Raw genomic sequence first — 16,570 nt, 5'->3', positions numbered from 1 at the left:
GGTGCCGCTTCCGCCTAGGGCGTCGATGATCGTCTGGACGGTCCTGCTGGTGCTCGTCGTGGGAGCGGGGGCGGGGCTGACGATTGCATTCTGGCCGACTGACCGTCCGACGAATACGATGCGGTTCTGGTTTCGCGTCGTCGGTTATCCCTTCCTGGCCTGGGCTTTCCTGCTATTCGCTTGGCTCGGGTATGGCTACGCCCGTCGCAATCAGGCGATTGCTACTAACCGCGTCAGCGATGAGGCGGAGCAGCGGTGTCACGCCATGGCGGGCAGTCCGCTGGCGATACTGGGCCATGCCTGGTGCTTCGCCGCGAACGATGCGGAAAACTCGCTCGAAGGGATACTGACAGGAGCTGAACTGGCGCAACTCAGGCCGAGCGGCGCAGTCGCGGATAGCGAAGTCAATGCACGTTGGCTTGACATCCCCGAGATGCTTTTTCAGCCGGGTAACGAACTCGCTGAACATGCTCGCCATCGTGCCGTGTGTACGTGGCTGCTCGAACGCCTGATCGACCGTCTCCTGCCGCAACTCAGCACTCTTCCGCCGCGAACGAAGCTTCAAGTCGAGCTGCATCATCGGTCCAGGCTGAAATCCGAGGCCGTCGAGACCCGCGTACGGCAAGTGTTCGCTGAACGAGTGCCTGCATTGAAGGTGGACGTCGTGCAGGATGAACACCCGATTCCTCTCTTCCGGACGGACGCGTGGCTTGACAATCGAGATGTCAATACGGCCTACCTGCTGGTTGCCATCGAGCTTCGCGATGCAATCAGTGCCGTCCTGTCTGATGGCGTTGCGGAGGCCGGCGTCGCCCTGCTCATTGGGCACCCGCGCCTTACGTCACCGGCCATGCCCGTCGGGCTACGGCTGCATCGCCCTGCCAAAGGCACGTTTGATGCCGCCACCTCGACGCTTGAGCTTGCCGCCCGTTGGGGGCAATCCTTGCTCGACCGGCTGCGCACGGTGTGGGCGCATGGTCTGACCAGTGACAGCGCGAGCGCGGTTCGGCAAGCCGCGTCATTCCCTGATGAGACACGATGGATCAGGCTCGAGACCTCGGTGGGCGACTGTTCGGGCGCGGGGCCGTGGTTGGCCGTCGCCCTTGCCGCAGAAAGTGCCCGGACAACGGGTGACCCGCAAATTGTGCTGTGTGGCGAAGGTAAAGAACTGATCGCCCTCATATGTAGAAAGCAGACATGAACGGTAACAAGAACGACAACAAGACTCGACCGGCCGGCCTCTTCATTGGCATCGCTGCAGTCATCGTCTTCCTGGCGCTCAGTATCGCGTTATGGGTGGAGGGGCCTCATCACGGATGGTCTCGCGATACCCGGATCATCATCGAGCTTTCCTTGTTTTGCGTCTTGCTGATGGTGTTCCTGCTGCTCAAGTACTTCGAGCTTGTGCTGCTTTGGATTGCCTCGCTGAGAGCTTCCCGTTGGTTTGCCCGTTACGACACCGGCAAACGCGCAGCCTCCGTTAACCGCGACAATTCGGACGAGTCACCACGACAAGTCGACCGGATTGCTGCGCTCCGAAATTTTCTGCATGACCGCCACGGCTGGCGCTGGCGCTATCGCGAACGATGGGTACTCGTCGCCGGCGACTTACCGCTGGTGAAGCGTCTGGCGCCGGGACTCGTCGACACGGGATATTTGATCACCGGCGATACGATCCTGCTGTACGCCAGGCAAACCCGCGACACGCTCGAGACCGAATGGCTCGACCAGATCCGCCGCCTGCGCCGCCGTCGCCCGGTCGACGCGATTGTGGCAGTGACCCGTAACCGCAGTTCGGCCAATACACCATTCGAGACCGACGGGCTCGCCCAACGGCTCGCGCGCCATGCCCGTGCCCTGCGCTGGGCCGCGCCTGCGTATCTGCTCAACGTCACCGATTTCGGCAGCGAAACGTCGAGTCCCGACGAGGCGATCGGCTTCACATGGTCCAACGCGCGCGTAAGCGCGGATGAGATCGACATGTCATTGCAAGGCCTCACCTGCAATCTGGCGGATGCCGGTGTCGTACGCCTGACGAAGAATGCAGACGACCGCTATCCCGCCGAGCTGTCGCAGCATATTTCGAACCTTCGTAGCGCGCTGTCCGGTCTGGTACTGCAAACTTCCCAGTCCCGTGTATGGCGGCACGCGGTCCACGGGCTTCTTTTCGCACCACTGTTCAAGGAGCGTGAGCTGGCGCCGCCACTGCCCGTCGACGCGAACGACGACGAGCCGGCAGTCGGGCCTCAACATCGAACGATCTGGCAGACCGTCGCCGCGCATAGCCGCAGAATCCACGGCCGCCGCGTTGGCTTCTCGCTGTCGACGACAGCCGCTTGGATCACGACCGGCCTTGTCGGCTGCTGGATCGGCGGCACGATGCTGTCGGGATTCGTCAACCGTGCAACGATCCAGAACGCGGCCGATACGGTCGCGCAGCTGTCCACTGTCGAGGATCGCACGCAGGCCTTGCAAGCGCTCGATGGCCTTGACCGCCAGATCGATACGCTGGAAGTCCAGCAGCGTGACGGCGCACCGTGGACGGCGCGGTTTGGCTTGAACCGTGACAGCGCACTGCTCGACGCGCTATGGCCAGGCTACGCCAATGCGGCGAGCCGCATCCTCGTGGCCCCGATCCGCCAGAAGCTCGAGGCGCGCCTGCACCAGCTTGCGTCGCTGTCGGATGCCGAAATCGCCAGCGGTGGCAATGCGCAGATCCAGGCCGCCTACGACACGCTCAAGGCCTACCTGATGCTCTCGAAGCCCGAGCTGGCCGTGGCTGCCTTTCTGACGCCGCAACTTGTCGCGACGGCCGCGCCCGCACGTCCCGTCAATTCGCCGTTGTCGTCAGGCACTTGGGAAGATCTGCGTCTGCACGCAATCGCGTTCTTCGCGAACCATCTTGACCGTGACACTGCGTCGAATGCCACCGCGCTTGCGATCGTGCCCGACGGCAACCTGATCGCGTCAGCCCGCCAAACGGTCATTGGTGTGCGCGGCATTCAGAATTCCAAGGATGCGCTGTATCAGCAGATTATTGACGAGGCATCGCCGAAGTACCCCCCGGTGTCGCTTGCCACGTTGCTCGGTGACACCACGAGCCGCGGCCTGTTCAACACGACTTCAGCCATCCCAGGCATATTTACGCGCACCGCGTGGGACGAACGGATCTCGAAGGCGATCGATGACGCCAGCGCGCAGCGCGACGTGTCCGGCGACTGGGTGCTGTCGGACGCCAAGACCAGCAACCAGTCGCCGTCAACGCTGAAAGCCGAGCTGCGCCAGCGCTACTTCGATGATTACGCACGTGCTTGGGCGCTGTTCCTCAACAGCCTGCGGTGGCAATCCGCGCCGACGCTGTCGGCCACGGCCGACCAGCTGACGCTGCTGGGCGACCCGCAACGCTCGCCGCTCGTCGCGCTGATGAACGCCGTCGTTTATCAGGCGGGCGCGGGCGCGAACGCGCAGTCACTTTCCGATAGCTTGATCAACAAGGCACAGCAGCTTGTCGGTGCGGACGAGAAAGATCCGTCGAAACGGGCGCAGCCGCAGCTTGCGCCGCTCGCCGCAGCCTTTGGACCGATCCTGCGCCTGACCGGCAGCGATCTGGTATCCAGCGCCTCAGCCAACGGCAAGGCCGCCGCTCAACTGGCTGCGACGGGGGACCTCAGTCTCGCGCGCTACCTCGAACGGGTCACCGCAATGCGTCTCAAGGCATCGCAGATCGTCTCCGGCGCCGACCCGGACGCGATCGCACGTCTTGCCGCTCAGTCGGTCCTGCAAGGCAAGACGTCCGATATTTCGGACAGCCGCGACTATGCGAGCCGCGTGGCCGCGAGCCTCGGCGAGCAATGGGCCGGCTTCGGTGAGCTTTTTCGGGCGCCGTTTGACCAGGCGTGGCAGGTCGTCGTGCAGCCGGCCGCGTCGAGCCTGAACGAAATCTGGCGCACCGCGATCGTGGCTGACTGGAACAAGACGTTCGGCGGCCGCTATCCGTTCTCGGACTCGGACAATGACGCGTCGCTACCTGAAATGGCGCGCTTCATGCGGCCCGACAACGGCGTGATTGCGCAGTTCATCACGACCCAGCTTGCCGGCGTCGTTGAACGGCAAGGCGACCGGTGGGTGGCCGCGCAGGGTGCCGACCACGGTGCATTGGCGATCGATCCGGGCTTCCTGAGCAGCCTGAACAAGCTGACGCGCGTCTCGACCGTGCTGTTCCCGTCCGGAGACGCGCGCGTGCGGTACGAACTGCAGGCCGTGCCGACACCGGGTGTGACCGACATGAAATTCGTGCTATCCGGGCGGGAGCTGCGCTACTTCAACCAAAAGCAGGAATGGGTGCCATTCGAGTGGCCGGGCCAGTCGCTCGAAAACCTGTCCCACATCGAATGGCAGACCGAGCACGGTGGCTTACGTACGGCACTTGACTCGCAGGGCCGGTTCGGCCTGATCCGGCTGCTAGAGCGCGCGAAGGTGTCACAGCAGGACAACGCGCGCTATCTGCTGACCTGGACACCCGATATGAGCCAAGGCATTTCGCTCAGGGTGCAGTTGCGCAGCGAGGCGGGCGCGGGTCCGCTCGACGTGCTGCAACTGCGCAACTTTACGCTGCCGACACGGGTTTTCCTGACGGGTTCGGCGAAGTCGGGGCCCAAGCTCTCGGACGCGAATCCGCTGCCGCTGCCCCGGTCGATGATCGAAGCGGCAAAGCACGCCGCGGTGCCGCTTCCGCACGGCGCATTGCCGGAGGTCGAATGAAACTGGGGGGACTGTTCAAGGGCCTTTTCCCTGCCCGCGAAGACGCCGAGCAGCTGGTGCAAGCACGGCTCGACGCGTGGAATGCGTGGCTGCTCCCGCTCGCAGGCAACGATGGCGTCGGCCGCGATCCGTGCTACGAGGACGTGTTCTTCGAGCTCCGCGAGGAAACGCAAAAGCTTTCCGGCATCGACGATGGCCTGATCGTCAGGTCCTGCGAGCAGTTGATCAAGGAAATCGGCAAGGATTTGCGTCTGGCCGGCTACTTCGCATTCGCCCGGCTGCGTCAGGATGGCCCCGCTGGTTTCGCGGACGGGCTCGAGCTGGCGGCCGCGCTCGTCGACCGGTTCGGGGAAGCCGTATTGCCCGCGCGCGCCGAGGCGAAGAAGGGCGCGCTCGAAATGTTGGCCACCGCGCGCGTGATCGAACTGCTCGACAGCCGTGGCGCGTTTGCGCCGGCCGACCTCGAGCGTGCGCTCGCCGCGCTCGATGTGCTGGTAGCCGGCACGGGCGCGTGGCCCGAAGCCGCGCGCCCGAACCTGCAACCGCTCGTCTCCCGCTTTGAGCGCAAGGGCCAACCGTCGCGCGATACGGAAGCGGAAACCGTCGCGACAACAAGTGCGACCGTTTCAGCAACGTCCATCGCCATTGCCTCGACACGCGATCTGCTCGATCAGGCGCGCAGGATGGCGGTCTGGCTACGTGACCAGGAGAACGGCTACCTGCCGTCGGTGCGGCTCGTGCGCAGCATCCGCTGGGACACGCTGCATGAGGTGCCACCGGCGGATGCCGCAGCCCGCACGCGCCTCGTCCCGCCACGCGCCGAGCTGCGCCAGCAGATGAAACGGCTCGTGTTGCAGAAGCAATGGCACGAGTTGCTCGAACGCGTCGAGGGCGCGTTCATGGAGGGCGTGAACCACCTTTGGTTCGACCTCCAGTACTTCCAGCACGTCGCCCTCGACCACGTTGGCGCGCCGTACAACACTTGGCGCGCACTGATACGCGCGGACTTCGCGCTGTTCCTCGAACGACTGCCCGGCATCGAGCGGCTGGTATTCAACGACGGCACGCCGTTCGCCGACGACACGACGCTCGAATGGATCGCACGACACGCGGTCGTGCGCGACCTCGAAGCGGGCGAGGCTGTCGCGCCGCTGGCCGTGTCAGCCGACAGCGCAGGCGACGCCGCCGGCGATTGGCCGGAAATCGAGGTGCAGGCGCGGGAACTGGCCGGGCGCGAAGGCGTGGAAGCCGCATTCGCGTGGCTCGAAGCGCTGCCGGGCATGAGGACCGACCGCCACCGCTACCTGCAACGGCTTGTGATGGCGCGCCTTGCCGATCACGCCGGCCGCCCGGATACGGCACTGGCGCTGCTGGCCGAGCTCGATACGTCATCCCGGTCGCTGCCGCTGATGCGCTGGGAGCCGGCGCTGGTCTTCGAGGTCAAGCAACAACTGGTTCGTGCGTTGAAAGCGATGAGCAACCGCAAGGATGCCGACAAACCGGCGCTTGCGCGCCGCATCGGCGAACTGCAGGCGGAACTGACCGTGCTCGATCCGGCGCGCGCACTGACTCTCTCATAACAAGAATTCCAATGGAAAACGACGATCCGATCCTGCGCTACTACGAAGCGGAAATGCGCTACCTGCGCGAGTCCGGCAAGGAATTCGCGAAGGCGCATCCCGACCGTGCACGCCTGCTCAACCTCGATCGCGTCGGCGATCGCGACCCCTACGTCGAGCGACTGTTCGAGGGCTTTGCGTTCCTGACCGGTCGGCTTCGCCAGAAACTCGACGACGAGCTGCCGGAACTGACGGAAGGGCTGGTCAGCCTGCTATGGTCGCACTATCTGCGGATGATCCCGTCGCTATCGGTGGTCGAGCTCGTCCCGCTTGCAGAAAAGCTTCAGAAGACCGAAGTCGTGCCGGCGGGCGTGCCGGTGCGCTCCGCACCGATTGCCGTGCCGCCCTCAGCCGGCGCCGAAGGCACGACACCGAAAACGGTGCAGTGTGTTTACCGAACCACGCAAGCCGTCACGCTGCAACCGATCGCGATCACGCATGCTGGACCAACCGTGCGCCACGACGGCCGCTCGGTGATTCGCCTCGGGTTCGCGCTCGACGGTTCGGCACGCCGCAAAGAGACGGACCTGACGCGGTTGCGCCTGCATCTGAGCGCGGATCTGCCGACGGCGTTCGCGATGCACCTCGCATTCACGCGCCAGATCGACACCATCCACTGGCGCATTCCGGAAATCCGCAACGGCGAAGCGGTACCGCTCGCGGGCGTCACGATCGAGCCGGCCGGCTTCTCGATCGAAGAACGGTTGTGGCCGAAGGCCGATGCGGCATTCTCGGGTTACCAGCTGCTGCTCGAGTACTTCACATTCCGCGAGAAATTCCTGTTCGTCGACCTGTGCGGACTGGATATCACGAAGCTGCCCGAAAGCTCGACCCGTTTCGAGCTGGAGATCGTGCTGAAGCACGCTTATCCATCGGACCAGCGCTTCAGCGCGGAGAACGTACGACTGTTCTGCTCTCCCGTGATCAACCTGTTCGAACTGGATGCCGAGCCGATCCAGATCGACCATCACGAAACCGAATACCGCGTGGTGCCGGCGGGGCATCAAGGCGAGCATGTCGAAACGTATTCGGTCGACGCGATCGAGGCATTCGACCACGAAACGGCCGAACGGTACGAATACGTGCCGTTCGCGACGTTCCGGCATCGCGGCGGTATGCTGCGCCATGAGGCACCGGAGCGGTATTTCCACGCGCGGGTGAGGCCGGGCGTCTCCGGCCTTCACGAGACGTGGGTGATTCTCGGTGGTCACGCGTGGGAAACGATGCAGACCTTGCCGGAAGAAAGCCTGTCGCTGCGTGTGACGGGGACGAACGGGCTGTTGCCACGCAAGGGGCTGCGGGAAGCGAGCCTCAACGAGCTCGCGACCAGCACGCAGAATGTCGCCGGGGTGCGCAATCTCGTGTCGCCGACGCTGCCGCTGTACCCGCCAACGGAGGACCGTTTCCAGTGGCGCGTGCTGTCACATCTGGCGCCGAACTTCCTGTCGATGATGAACGCGGAAGTGCTGCGCGGGGCGCTCGCGCTTTACGACTGGACGGACGACGAACTCAACCGTCGGAGGCTCGCGGGCATTCTGTGGGTGTCGCAGGAGCTGATCGAGGAGGTGTCCGGCGGCTCGGTCGAGCGGGGCGTACTGATCGAGGTGACGCTCGACAGCCATGCGTTTGCGGGTGAGGGCGACGTGATGTTGTTCGGTGAGTTGCTGCATCGGTTCTTCGCGCTCTACGCCGACATCAATCTGTTCACGAAGCTCGCAATCGTCAGCCTGCCGTCGCAGGCCCGGATCGAATGGCCGCGCAGCAAGGCTGGGCGGGCACCGCTATGAAGCCGCACGACCTCCCCAATCTCGACCCGCTGGTCGCGTCGCTGCTGGCGCGCGCACCACGCATGAACTTCATGCAGCTGTGCCGTCTGCTCGAGGTGCGTGTGCCTGACCTGCCAGGGTTCGGTGCGCGGGATACCCTCGAGCATGAACCCGTGCGATTCCGGCCGCGGCCACGCATGGGCTTCCCGGCAGGCGAAGTCGCGTCGGTCGAGTTCGACGACGAACGACCTGATGCGCCGCCGACCGTACGCACGACTTTCATGGGTCTGTACGGCGTCGACGCAGCGATGCCTTCGCACATGATCGACGAGATCGTGCTACGCGAGGAAGGGCACGAGGTGGTCGAAGCATTTCTCGACCAATTCAATCACCGGTACGTCACGCTGCTGTTTCGAACCTGGCAGAAGTATCGCTATCCAGAACATTTCCGGCCCGGCGGTATCGATGCGCATTCGCGCAGTCTGCTGTGTCTGGCCGGGTTCGGCTGGGGCGACAAGCCGAAGCGTGCGGGCCTGCCCGATTCACGGATGCTGGCACTGCTGGGGCTCTTGATTCAGCGCACCCGCACGCCGGAAGGATTGGCCGGCGTCGTCGCGTTGGCGATTCCGCACGTCGGCGTGCGGGTCGACGAGTTCTGGCCTGTCGTGACGTCGACCGGTCGACCTCGGCCGCTCACTTCGGCGGGTGACGCCACGGGTATGCCGGAAAGCGGGAAACGCGACGGTCTGGGCGGCGGTTATGTGCTGGGCAAGCGGATGGCGTATCGCAGCCGGGCGGTGCGCGTGACGCTGCAGCCCGCCGATGCGGAACAGGCGCACGGCCTGCTGCCCGGCGGGACGCTGCATCGCGATCTGATGGCCTATGTGCAGCTGTATGTCGGCGTCAAGGCCGACGTGCACCTGCGCATGGAAGTGTCGTCACGTTACGCGCCGGAACCAGCGATCGGTGTGGGAAATGGCGGTCCGGCGCCTCGGCTTGGCTGGACTACCGTGCTGCCCGCTGAAGAGGACCGTGTCGTCAATATCGCACTCGGCGTCTACGAAGCGTTCGCCGCGCCCGGGCCCAATCCACACCTGACTCCATGACATGCATGACCGGAGAATGCCAATGCTCATCCGCTCCACGATTTCAATTGCTGCGTCCGTCCTGCTCTTGTCGGCATGCGGCGCGTGGCAAACCGTCTCGGACACCTCGTCAAGCGCTTATCACGCGGTGTTCTTCAAGCAAGTGAAGGTGCTCAACGTCGACCTGTCCGCTCGGGAGGCATTGAACCCCGACGACGCGGGCCGCGCGACTTCGGTCGCGGTACGCGTGTACCAGTTGAAGGATCGCAAGATGTTCGATGGCGCGTCCTACGAGGACTTGTTGAAGAACGACCGGACCATGCTTGCCCAGGACCTGCAGGCGAGCATCGCGTCCGTGCTGAACCCTGGTGCGTCAGCTAGCCTCACGCAGCCAATGCAGGCTGACACGAAATACGTCGCGATCGTCGCGTTCTACCGCAACCCCGGCAATGGTGACGGCTGGAAGTACGTGATCGAGAAAAAGAAGCTCGACGCGGACAAGCCGTTGAAGCTCGAACTCGTCGACCAGCTTCTGTTCGCGGGTGGCGCCGCACCAGAGAATTCATCAAGGTAGTTCATGGTTTCCCGGCCGACATTCCCGATTTTAAAAATGGAGAGATCGTTGCCTGCCCTGATCCTCGAACTCATTTAGTTTGCACCTCAAAGCAAAGCTACGCTGACCCTAAAGTGACCTAACCGGAAATTTGCGCCGAAATCAAAACCGTCTCAAGATCGCGCCTTCTTTCTCGAGTGCTCGAATCCGTTCGTCGTCGAACCCGTATTCGCGCAGCACTTGCGCCGTATGCTGCCCGAGGAGGGGTGCCGGCCGCGACGGCTCTTCACACCCCTCGGAAAAGTGGATCGGCAGGCCGAGCCCTCGAACGCGTCCAGCGACGGGATGCGCCGTTTCGACGATCATGCCGCGTGCAATCGCTTGCTCGTGAGCGGCAGCCTCGGGCACTGCGAGGACCGGCCCGCTCGGCAGGCCGGCTTCGTCGAAGCGCGCGAGCCATTCGTCCGTGGGCCGTTCGACGAGCCGCACACTCAGGATCTCCACGAGCGCCGCGCGATGCTTCATGCGCCCGGCGTTCGTGCGGAAACGCTCGTCGTCGGCGAGCCCGGGTATCTGCAGCACGTCGACGAGCCGCTCGTAGTTGCTCTGGTTGGCTGCACCGATGTTTATCCAGCCGTCCCGTGTTCGAAACGCCTGATAGGGCGCGCTCGTCGGATTGGCGGAGCCCGCTTTCGGCAGCACCGTGCCGTCGGCGAAGTAGTTGGCGAATGCCCAGTACATTTGCTGAAGACCCGCTTCGAAAAGCGACGTGTCCACCATTTGCCCGAGCCCCGTTCGCGCTTTTCCCGCATAAGCGGCGCAGATGCCGAGCGCCGCGAGGATCCCGGCGTTGATGTCCGTCACCGGCGAGCCTGCCTTGATCGGCGCCTGGCCCGGCTCACCGGTCATGCTCATGAGGCCGCTCATGCCCTGGGCGATCAGGTCGAACCCGCCCTTGTCGGCCATCGGTCCGCTGCGCCCGAACCCCGATATCGCGCAGTAGATGAGCCCGGGGTTCGCGGTCTTGAGCGTCTCGTAACCCATGCCTAGCTTTTCCATCGTGCCGCGACGGTAGTTCTCGGTGACGACGTCGGCAGTCGCGAGCATCGCTTGCAGCACCGCCCGTCCGCCCGCCGTCTTCAGATTCAATGCGATGCCGCGCTTGTTCCGGTTGACCATCATGAACGAAGCCGATTCGCCGCCTTCGAGAATCGGCGCGAAGCGCCGGCAATCGTCGCCGTCGGGGATCTTCTCGACCTTGATGACGTCCGCCCCCATATCGGCAAGCATCATCCCGCAGATCGGTCCCGACATGATATGCGCGAGCTCGATGACGCGCATGCCGGCAAGGGGGCCCGTGCCGGTCGTTTCGGTCTGGTTCACTTCAACACCCGTTGAATTTAGGTTGGACTTTATCGAGGAATGCCTGGTAACCCGTGCGGAAATCGGCGGTCCCGAAACAGGCGAAGCCCTCGTCGCGCTCTGCGGCCGACAACGGCGTCGGATCCAGCAGGCGTTTCACGAAGCGCTTGTGCCAGCGCGCGACGAGTGGCGCGCCATGGGCGATCCGGCGCGCCGTCTCGTAGCTGTGCGCGCTGACCTGGTCGTCGGGGACGACGCGCGTCACGAGTCCCTTGGCGAGCGCTTCGGCCGCATCGAAGATGCGCCCTTCGAGCAGGATCTCGAGCGCCACGGCTGGCCCCACGAGCCGAACGAGCCCCGCCAGTTCCGCGTGCGCCATCACGAGCCCGAGATTCTTGATCGGCACGCCAAAGCGGCTCGATTCGCCGCAGATGCGCAAATCGCACATCGCCGCGATCTCGAGGCCGCCGCCGACGCACACACCGTGAATCATTGCGACGAGCGGGTGGCGGCAAGCGTCGAGTGCCGCGAGCGTGCGATGCATGATCGCGCCATACGCCCGCGCTTGCTCCACATTGGCCCGATCGGTGCGGAACTCGCCGATGTCGTTGCCCGGTGAAAACGCCTTGTCGCTGGCGCCGCGCACGACGATACAACGCAGCGAGTCGTCGGCCGAGAGCGTTTCGATGGCCTCTCCGAGCGCGCCACATGTGCCTGGTCATCGCATTGAGCTTTTCCTGCCGATCGATGACGACGGTCGCGATGGTGTCATCTCGCTCGATTTCGATGGCGGACTCATTCATACTGACTCCTTCGTGCTGCTCATTGCCTTGTCGCAAGCGCAGCCGATCTGTCTCACGCCGGATTGCCGGCTCTCTCCGTCGTCGCTTCACGATGCTCGATCTCGAGCGAGCGGTCCGGACGCATCGTGAACGACAGCACGATTCCGATTGCCATCAGCGCCATCGATACGATGAACGGCAGGTTCCAGTTGCCGGTCCGGTCGATCAGCCAGCCACCGATGACAGGACTGATGATCGCGGCAAGCGCGGAGCCCGAATTCATGACGCCGCTCGCGATACCCGCATGCTTCGGCGCGACGTCCATCGGCACGGACCACATCGGGCCGATCGTCATCTCATTGAAGAAGAATCCGCCGCTCAGGCACAGCGCGGCCAGCGTGATCGACATGTTCGAGATCAGCATGATGGGCGCGAGCGAGAGCAGCGTGAGCAGCATGCAGGTGCCGACCATCACGTTGCGCGCGAGGCGCACATTGCCGCTTCGGTGCAGGATCGCGTCCGTGACCGTGCCGCCGAGCCAATCGCCGAGTACGCCGGCGAAGAACACACCCGACGCGAACAGCGCCGACTTGCCGAGCGCCATGTGATAGTTGTGCAGGAAGTACTGCGGAATCCAGCCCAGGAACAGCCACAGAACCCAGCCGTAGCAGAAGTACACGGCCGTCACGGGTGCCATGCGCACGAGCAGCGGACCCCACGGGGTCGACGCGCGTTGCCCGGAACCCGAATAGGCGGACAGTCGTGCGCATTCGGCGTCGGTGATGCGCGGATGCTCGCGCGGATTGTCGCGGAAGTACCAGATCCACACCATCGTCCACAAAAAGCTCACGACGCCGGCGACGATGAAGGCGCCGCGCCAGCCCGTCGCGACCATGAGCCAGACGACGAGCGGCGGCGCGACAGCGTTGCCGATCCGCGAGGCGGCGTGCGTCGTGCCCTGCGCGAGGCCGCGCTGCTCGGCCGGCATCCAGTTCGACATCGCGCGCGTCGCCGTCGGGAAGGTCGCGCCTTCCCCGAGCCCGAGCAGCAGCCGCGCAACCAAAAGCGACGCGAAGCCACCGGCGAGTCCGGTCAGCACGGTGGCGCCTGCCCACACCACGCCGCATACGGCGAGCGTGCGGCGCGGACCGAAGCGGTCACCGATCCACCCGCCGATGATCTGGAATACGAGGTAGGGGTAGGCGAACATCGAAAACACCAGTCCGACCTGCGTATGCGACAAATGCAGTTCGGCGCCGAACGCACTCGCGGCGGTACTGACATTGACGCGATCGACGTACGTGATGAAGTACATCACACACAGCAGCAACAGCACGCGCATCGTGGCACGACGTAACATGCTTGTCTCCTGATCTTGGTTTGATGGTGCGCTCCGGAGCGCAACCCGGCAAGGGCGCTCGAAGCGAACGGGCTCCCGTGCTTCGTCAGGGGGCGCCGACGGGGCCGGAGCACACTGCAGCCGGCAAACGCGAATCAGGGGATGTCGGGCTTGCGGGATCGTTTCATGTATGTCTCCTGTATTCGATGCGGATCGTCTTCGCGTTCCTCAGTTCATCGCATCGCAAAAGCGCTTCAACTGTCCATCAGAGCCATCGCGAGCACGCGTGCCACGTGCAGTGCTTCGCGCATGGCGCCGTCGGCGATCTGATGGCGGCAACTCGTGCCGTCGGCGACGATCAGCGCATCGCCCGCGTTGCGCACCGCCGGAAGCAACGACAACTCGGCCATCGCCATCGATGCGTCGTAATGCTCCGCTTCATAGCCGAAACTTCCCGCCATGCCGCAGCAGGACGATTCGATCGTCGACACGTCCAGCCCCGGAATCCAGCCGAGCACGGTCTGCACCGGGCGAAGCGCGTCGAATGCCTTCTGGTGGCAATGGCCGTGCACAAGTGCCTTCGTCTGAGGAAGCGCGTTGAGCCGAAGGTCCAGCCGCTGCGCCTGGCTCTCGCGCACGAGGAACTCCTCGAACAGATACGAGGCCTTCGACAGACGAATGGCTTCGTCGCCCCAGCCGTACGCAAGGAACTCGTCGCGCAACGAAAGCAGGCACGACGGCTCGAGGCCGACGATCGGCACGCCGCGCTCGACATAGGGCAGCAGCGCATCGAGCGTGCGTCTGGCCTCGGCCTTCGCGGCATCGACGTGTCCCGCCGCGAGGAAGGTGCGGCCGCAGCACAGCGGACGTTCGCTCGGCGCGGTGACGTTGAACCGCACCGCATAGCCGCCCGCTTCGAGCACGCGCCGCGCGGCGGCGGCGTTCTCCGGCTCCATGTAGTTGTTGAAGGTATCGACGAAGAGCAGCACCTCCTTTGCTGCATCGGCGCGAGATGCAGGCTGTGTCGCCGTCGACAGGAACGCACGCTTGAAGCGTGGCATCGAACGCTGTGTGGCCAGTCCCAGCCCCGCCTTGATCCATCCCGCCGCCAGCGGCGCGCGCTCGAGCGTCGCAACGAGTGCCGACATGCGGCTCGCGACAGGCGCATAGCGTGGCAGGAACGCGATGACGCGCTCACGCAGGCGCATCCCGTGGCGCCCGTTCCACGCCGCGCGCGCCTCGATCTTGAATCGCGCCATATCGACACCGGTCGGGCAGTCGCGCTTGCAGCCCTTGCACGACACGCACAGGTCGAGAGCGTCCTTGACGTCTTGTCCGGCGAGCCCGTCCGCGCCGAGTTGACCGGAAACGGCAAGCCGCAGCGTGTTGGCCCGCCCGCGTGTGACATGCGCTTCGTCCTTCGTCACGCGATAGCTCGGGCACATCGTGCCCGCATCGAACTTGCGGCAATGGCCGTTGTTGTTGCACATTTCGACGGCCCTGGCGAGGCCGCCCGTGAGGTCGCCGCCCGAGCCCGGCTCGCCTTCTTCGCCCGTCATCGGATCGCGCGTCACGTTCCACGGCGACCAGTCGAGCCGCGGGTTCAACGGGCGTTCGCCATAGCCGGGCGCGAAGCGGAAGTTCGCGGCATCGTCCATCCTCGGGGGATCGACGATGCGGTTCGGGCTCATCCGGCCGTCGGGATCGAAGAGCGCCTTGATTTGCCGGAATGCGTCGTTGATACGAGGGCCATACTGCCATGCGACCCATTCGCCGCGGCACAGTCCGTCGCCGTGCTCGCCTGAATACGCCCCCTTGTACTCGCGCACCATCGCGGCCGCTTCTTCGGCGATGGCGCGCATTTTTTGCGCGCCGTCGCGGCGCATGTCGAGAATCGGCCTGACGTGCAGCGTGCCGACACTGGCGTGCGCATACCAGGTGCCTTCGGTGCCGTGCTTGTGAAACACCTCGGTGAGACGGCGCGTGTATTCGGCCAGATGCTCGAGCGGCACGGCGCAGTCCTCGATGAACGACACCGGTTTGCCGTCGCCCTTCATGCTCATCATGATATTCAGGCCGGCCTTGCGAACGTCCCACAACGCCTTTTGTTGGGCGGCATCGGGCATCTCGACGACCGAGCCCGGCTGGCCGAGATCACCCATCAGCTCGGTGAGCCTCGCGAGCCGGGCAAGCTGCGCACCGTGGTCCTCGCCTGCGAACTCGACGAGCAGCACCGCCTGCGGCGAACCCACGAGCGCCTGCTCGATGACGGGCCTGAACGACGGATTGGACATCGACAGATCGATCATCGTGCGATCGACCAGTTCGACGGCAACCGGGCCGAGCTTCACGATGTGCTGCGTCATCTCCATCGCGTCGTGGAAGGACGCGAAGTTCACGACGCCGAGCACCTTGTGCGCGGGGATCGGCGCGAGCTTGAGCACCAGTTGGCGGCTGAAGGCCAGCGTGCCTTCCGAGCCCACGAGAAGATGGGCGAGGTTCGGCTCGCCGGTCGTCGTGTACGCGCGGGGGTTCTGGCAGTCGAACAGGTCGAGGTTGTAGCCCGACACGCGCCGCAGCACTTTCGGCACGCACTCGCGCAACGCGTCGCGCTCGCGCACCGCGATCCGGTGCACGCCTTCGACGAGCCGGCGCGTGCGCGCGTCCGCCGACATCGTCGAGAGCGCCGCGAAGCGCGCCTCGTGACCGTCGGCGAGCACGGCGTCGATCGCTTCGACGTTGTGAACCATGATCCCGTATTCGAGCGAGCGCGAGCCGCAGGCGTTGTTGCCGGCCATGCCGCCGATCGTGCATTGCGCGCCGGTCGACACGTCCACGGGAAACCAGAGGCCATGCGGCTTGAGCCACGCGTTCAGGTGATCGAGCACGATGCCGGGCTCGACCGTCACGGTGCGCGCGTCTTTATCGAAATCGACGATGCGGTTCAGCCACTTGCTCGTATCGACGACGAGCGCTTCGCCAACCGTCTGGCCGCACTGGCTCGTGCCGCCGCCGCGCGCAAGCAACGGCGTGCCGGTGTCGCGGGCGATCTCGAGCGCGCGCCGCAGATCGTCCTGATCCGCCGGCACGACCACGCCGATCGGCATGATCTGGTAGATCGACGCATCGGTCGCATAGCGGCCGCGTGCCGCGCGCTCGAACAGCACGTCGCCCCTGAGCGCCTTCGCGAGGCGCGCGGCAAGCGGCGTGAGCGCCGCGCGCGCCGACGCGGGCATCAGATGGATCGGGCGGACGAGTCCCTGCGAGGATGGAGTGGACATGGGTTTCACGGCCGGTTCGGTT

At 64.7% G+C, this 16,570-nt stretch carries 9 protein-coding genes and 1 pseudogene; 6 read left to right on the top strand and 4 right to left on the bottom strand.

The genetic code is table 11. The features are described 5' to 3' along the window. Nucleotides 1-25: 25 nt before the first annotated feature. The 6 genes from ACV229_RS08905 to tssJ are packed head-to-tail and all read left to right on the top strand — an operon-like array spanning nt 26 to nt 9,805. Nucleotides 26-1,201 (top strand): hypothetical protein, encoded by a 1,176-nt coding sequence (locus ACV229_RS08905; protein WP_448082756.1) that lies wholly within the window; start codon nt 26-28, stop codon nt 1,199-1,201. Beyond that, nucleotides 1,198-4,761, top strand: coding sequence for an ImcF-related family protein (locus ACV229_RS08900; RefSeq protein WP_448082755.1), 3,564 nt, complete (start codon nt 1,198-1,200; stop codon nt 4,759-4,761). The genes ACV229_RS08905 and ACV229_RS08900 overlap by 4 nt, the downstream gene beginning before the upstream one ends. Beyond that, a complete protein-coding gene (tssA, locus tag ACV229_RS08895) occupies nt 4,758-6,341 on the top strand; it encodes a type VI secretion system protein TssA (RefSeq protein WP_448082754.1) in 1,584 nt (527 codons plus the stop codon). The genes ACV229_RS08900 and tssA overlap by 4 nt, the downstream gene beginning before the upstream one ends. 11 nt (nt 6,342-6,352) lie before the next feature. Beyond that, complete coding sequence (gene tssF, locus ACV229_RS08890; RefSeq protein ID WP_448082753.1) at nt 6,353-8,167, top strand: type VI secretion system baseplate subunit TssF; 1,815 nt, start codon at nt 6,353-6,355, stop codon at nt 8,165-8,167. After that, complete coding sequence (tssG, locus tag ACV229_RS08885; RefSeq protein ID WP_448082752.1) at nt 8,164-9,252, top strand: type VI secretion system baseplate subunit TssG; 1,089 nt, start codon at nt 8,164-8,166, stop codon at nt 9,250-9,252. Before tssF ends, tssG begins: the two co-directional genes overlap by 4 nt. 22 nt (nt 9,253-9,274) lie before the next feature. Then, nucleotides 9,275-9,805 (top strand): type VI secretion system lipoprotein TssJ, encoded by a 531-nt coding sequence (tssJ, locus tag ACV229_RS08880; protein ID WP_448082751.1) that lies wholly within the window; start codon nt 9,275-9,277, stop codon nt 9,803-9,805. A 141-nt stretch (nt 9,806-9,946) separates the two neighbouring features. Here tssJ and ACV229_RS08875 read toward each other — a convergent pair whose 3' ends face one another. The 4 genes and pseudogenes from ACV229_RS08875 to ACV229_RS08860 all read right to left on the bottom strand — a co-directional run bounded on the left by ACV229_RS08875 (nt 9,947) and on the right by ACV229_RS08860 (nt 16,548). Further along, nucleotides 9,947-11,125 carry a CaiB/BaiF CoA transferase family protein gene (locus ACV229_RS08875; protein ID WP_448082999.1) on the bottom strand — a complete coding sequence of 393 codons (1,179 nt, stop codon included), beginning with the start codon at nt 11,123-11,125 and terminating at the stop codon, nt 9,947-9,949. A gap of 43 nt (nt 11,126-11,168) precedes the next feature. Next, nucleotides 11,169-11,949, bottom strand: a pseudogene (locus tag ACV229_RS08870) (enoyl-CoA hydratase/isomerase family protein). A 52-nt stretch (nt 11,950-12,001) separates the two neighbouring features. Beyond that, entirely contained in the window at nt 12,002-13,288 is a 1,287-nt protein-coding gene (locus tag ACV229_RS08865; protein WP_448082750.1) for an MFS transporter, read from the bottom strand. 233 nt (nt 13,289-13,521) lie between these two features. Beyond that, entirely contained in the window at nt 13,522-16,548 is a 3,027-nt protein-coding gene (locus ACV229_RS08860; protein ID WP_448082749.1) for an FAD-binding and (Fe-S)-binding domain-containing protein, read from the bottom strand. Between the last annotated feature and the right edge of the window lie 22 nt (nt 16,549-16,570).

The sequence above is a fragment of the Burkholderia sp. MR1-5-21 genome, from assembly GCF_053427715.1.
The sequence above is the reverse complement of the archived record's forward strand: the minus strand, read 5'-3'. Positions and strand labels throughout refer to the sequence as shown.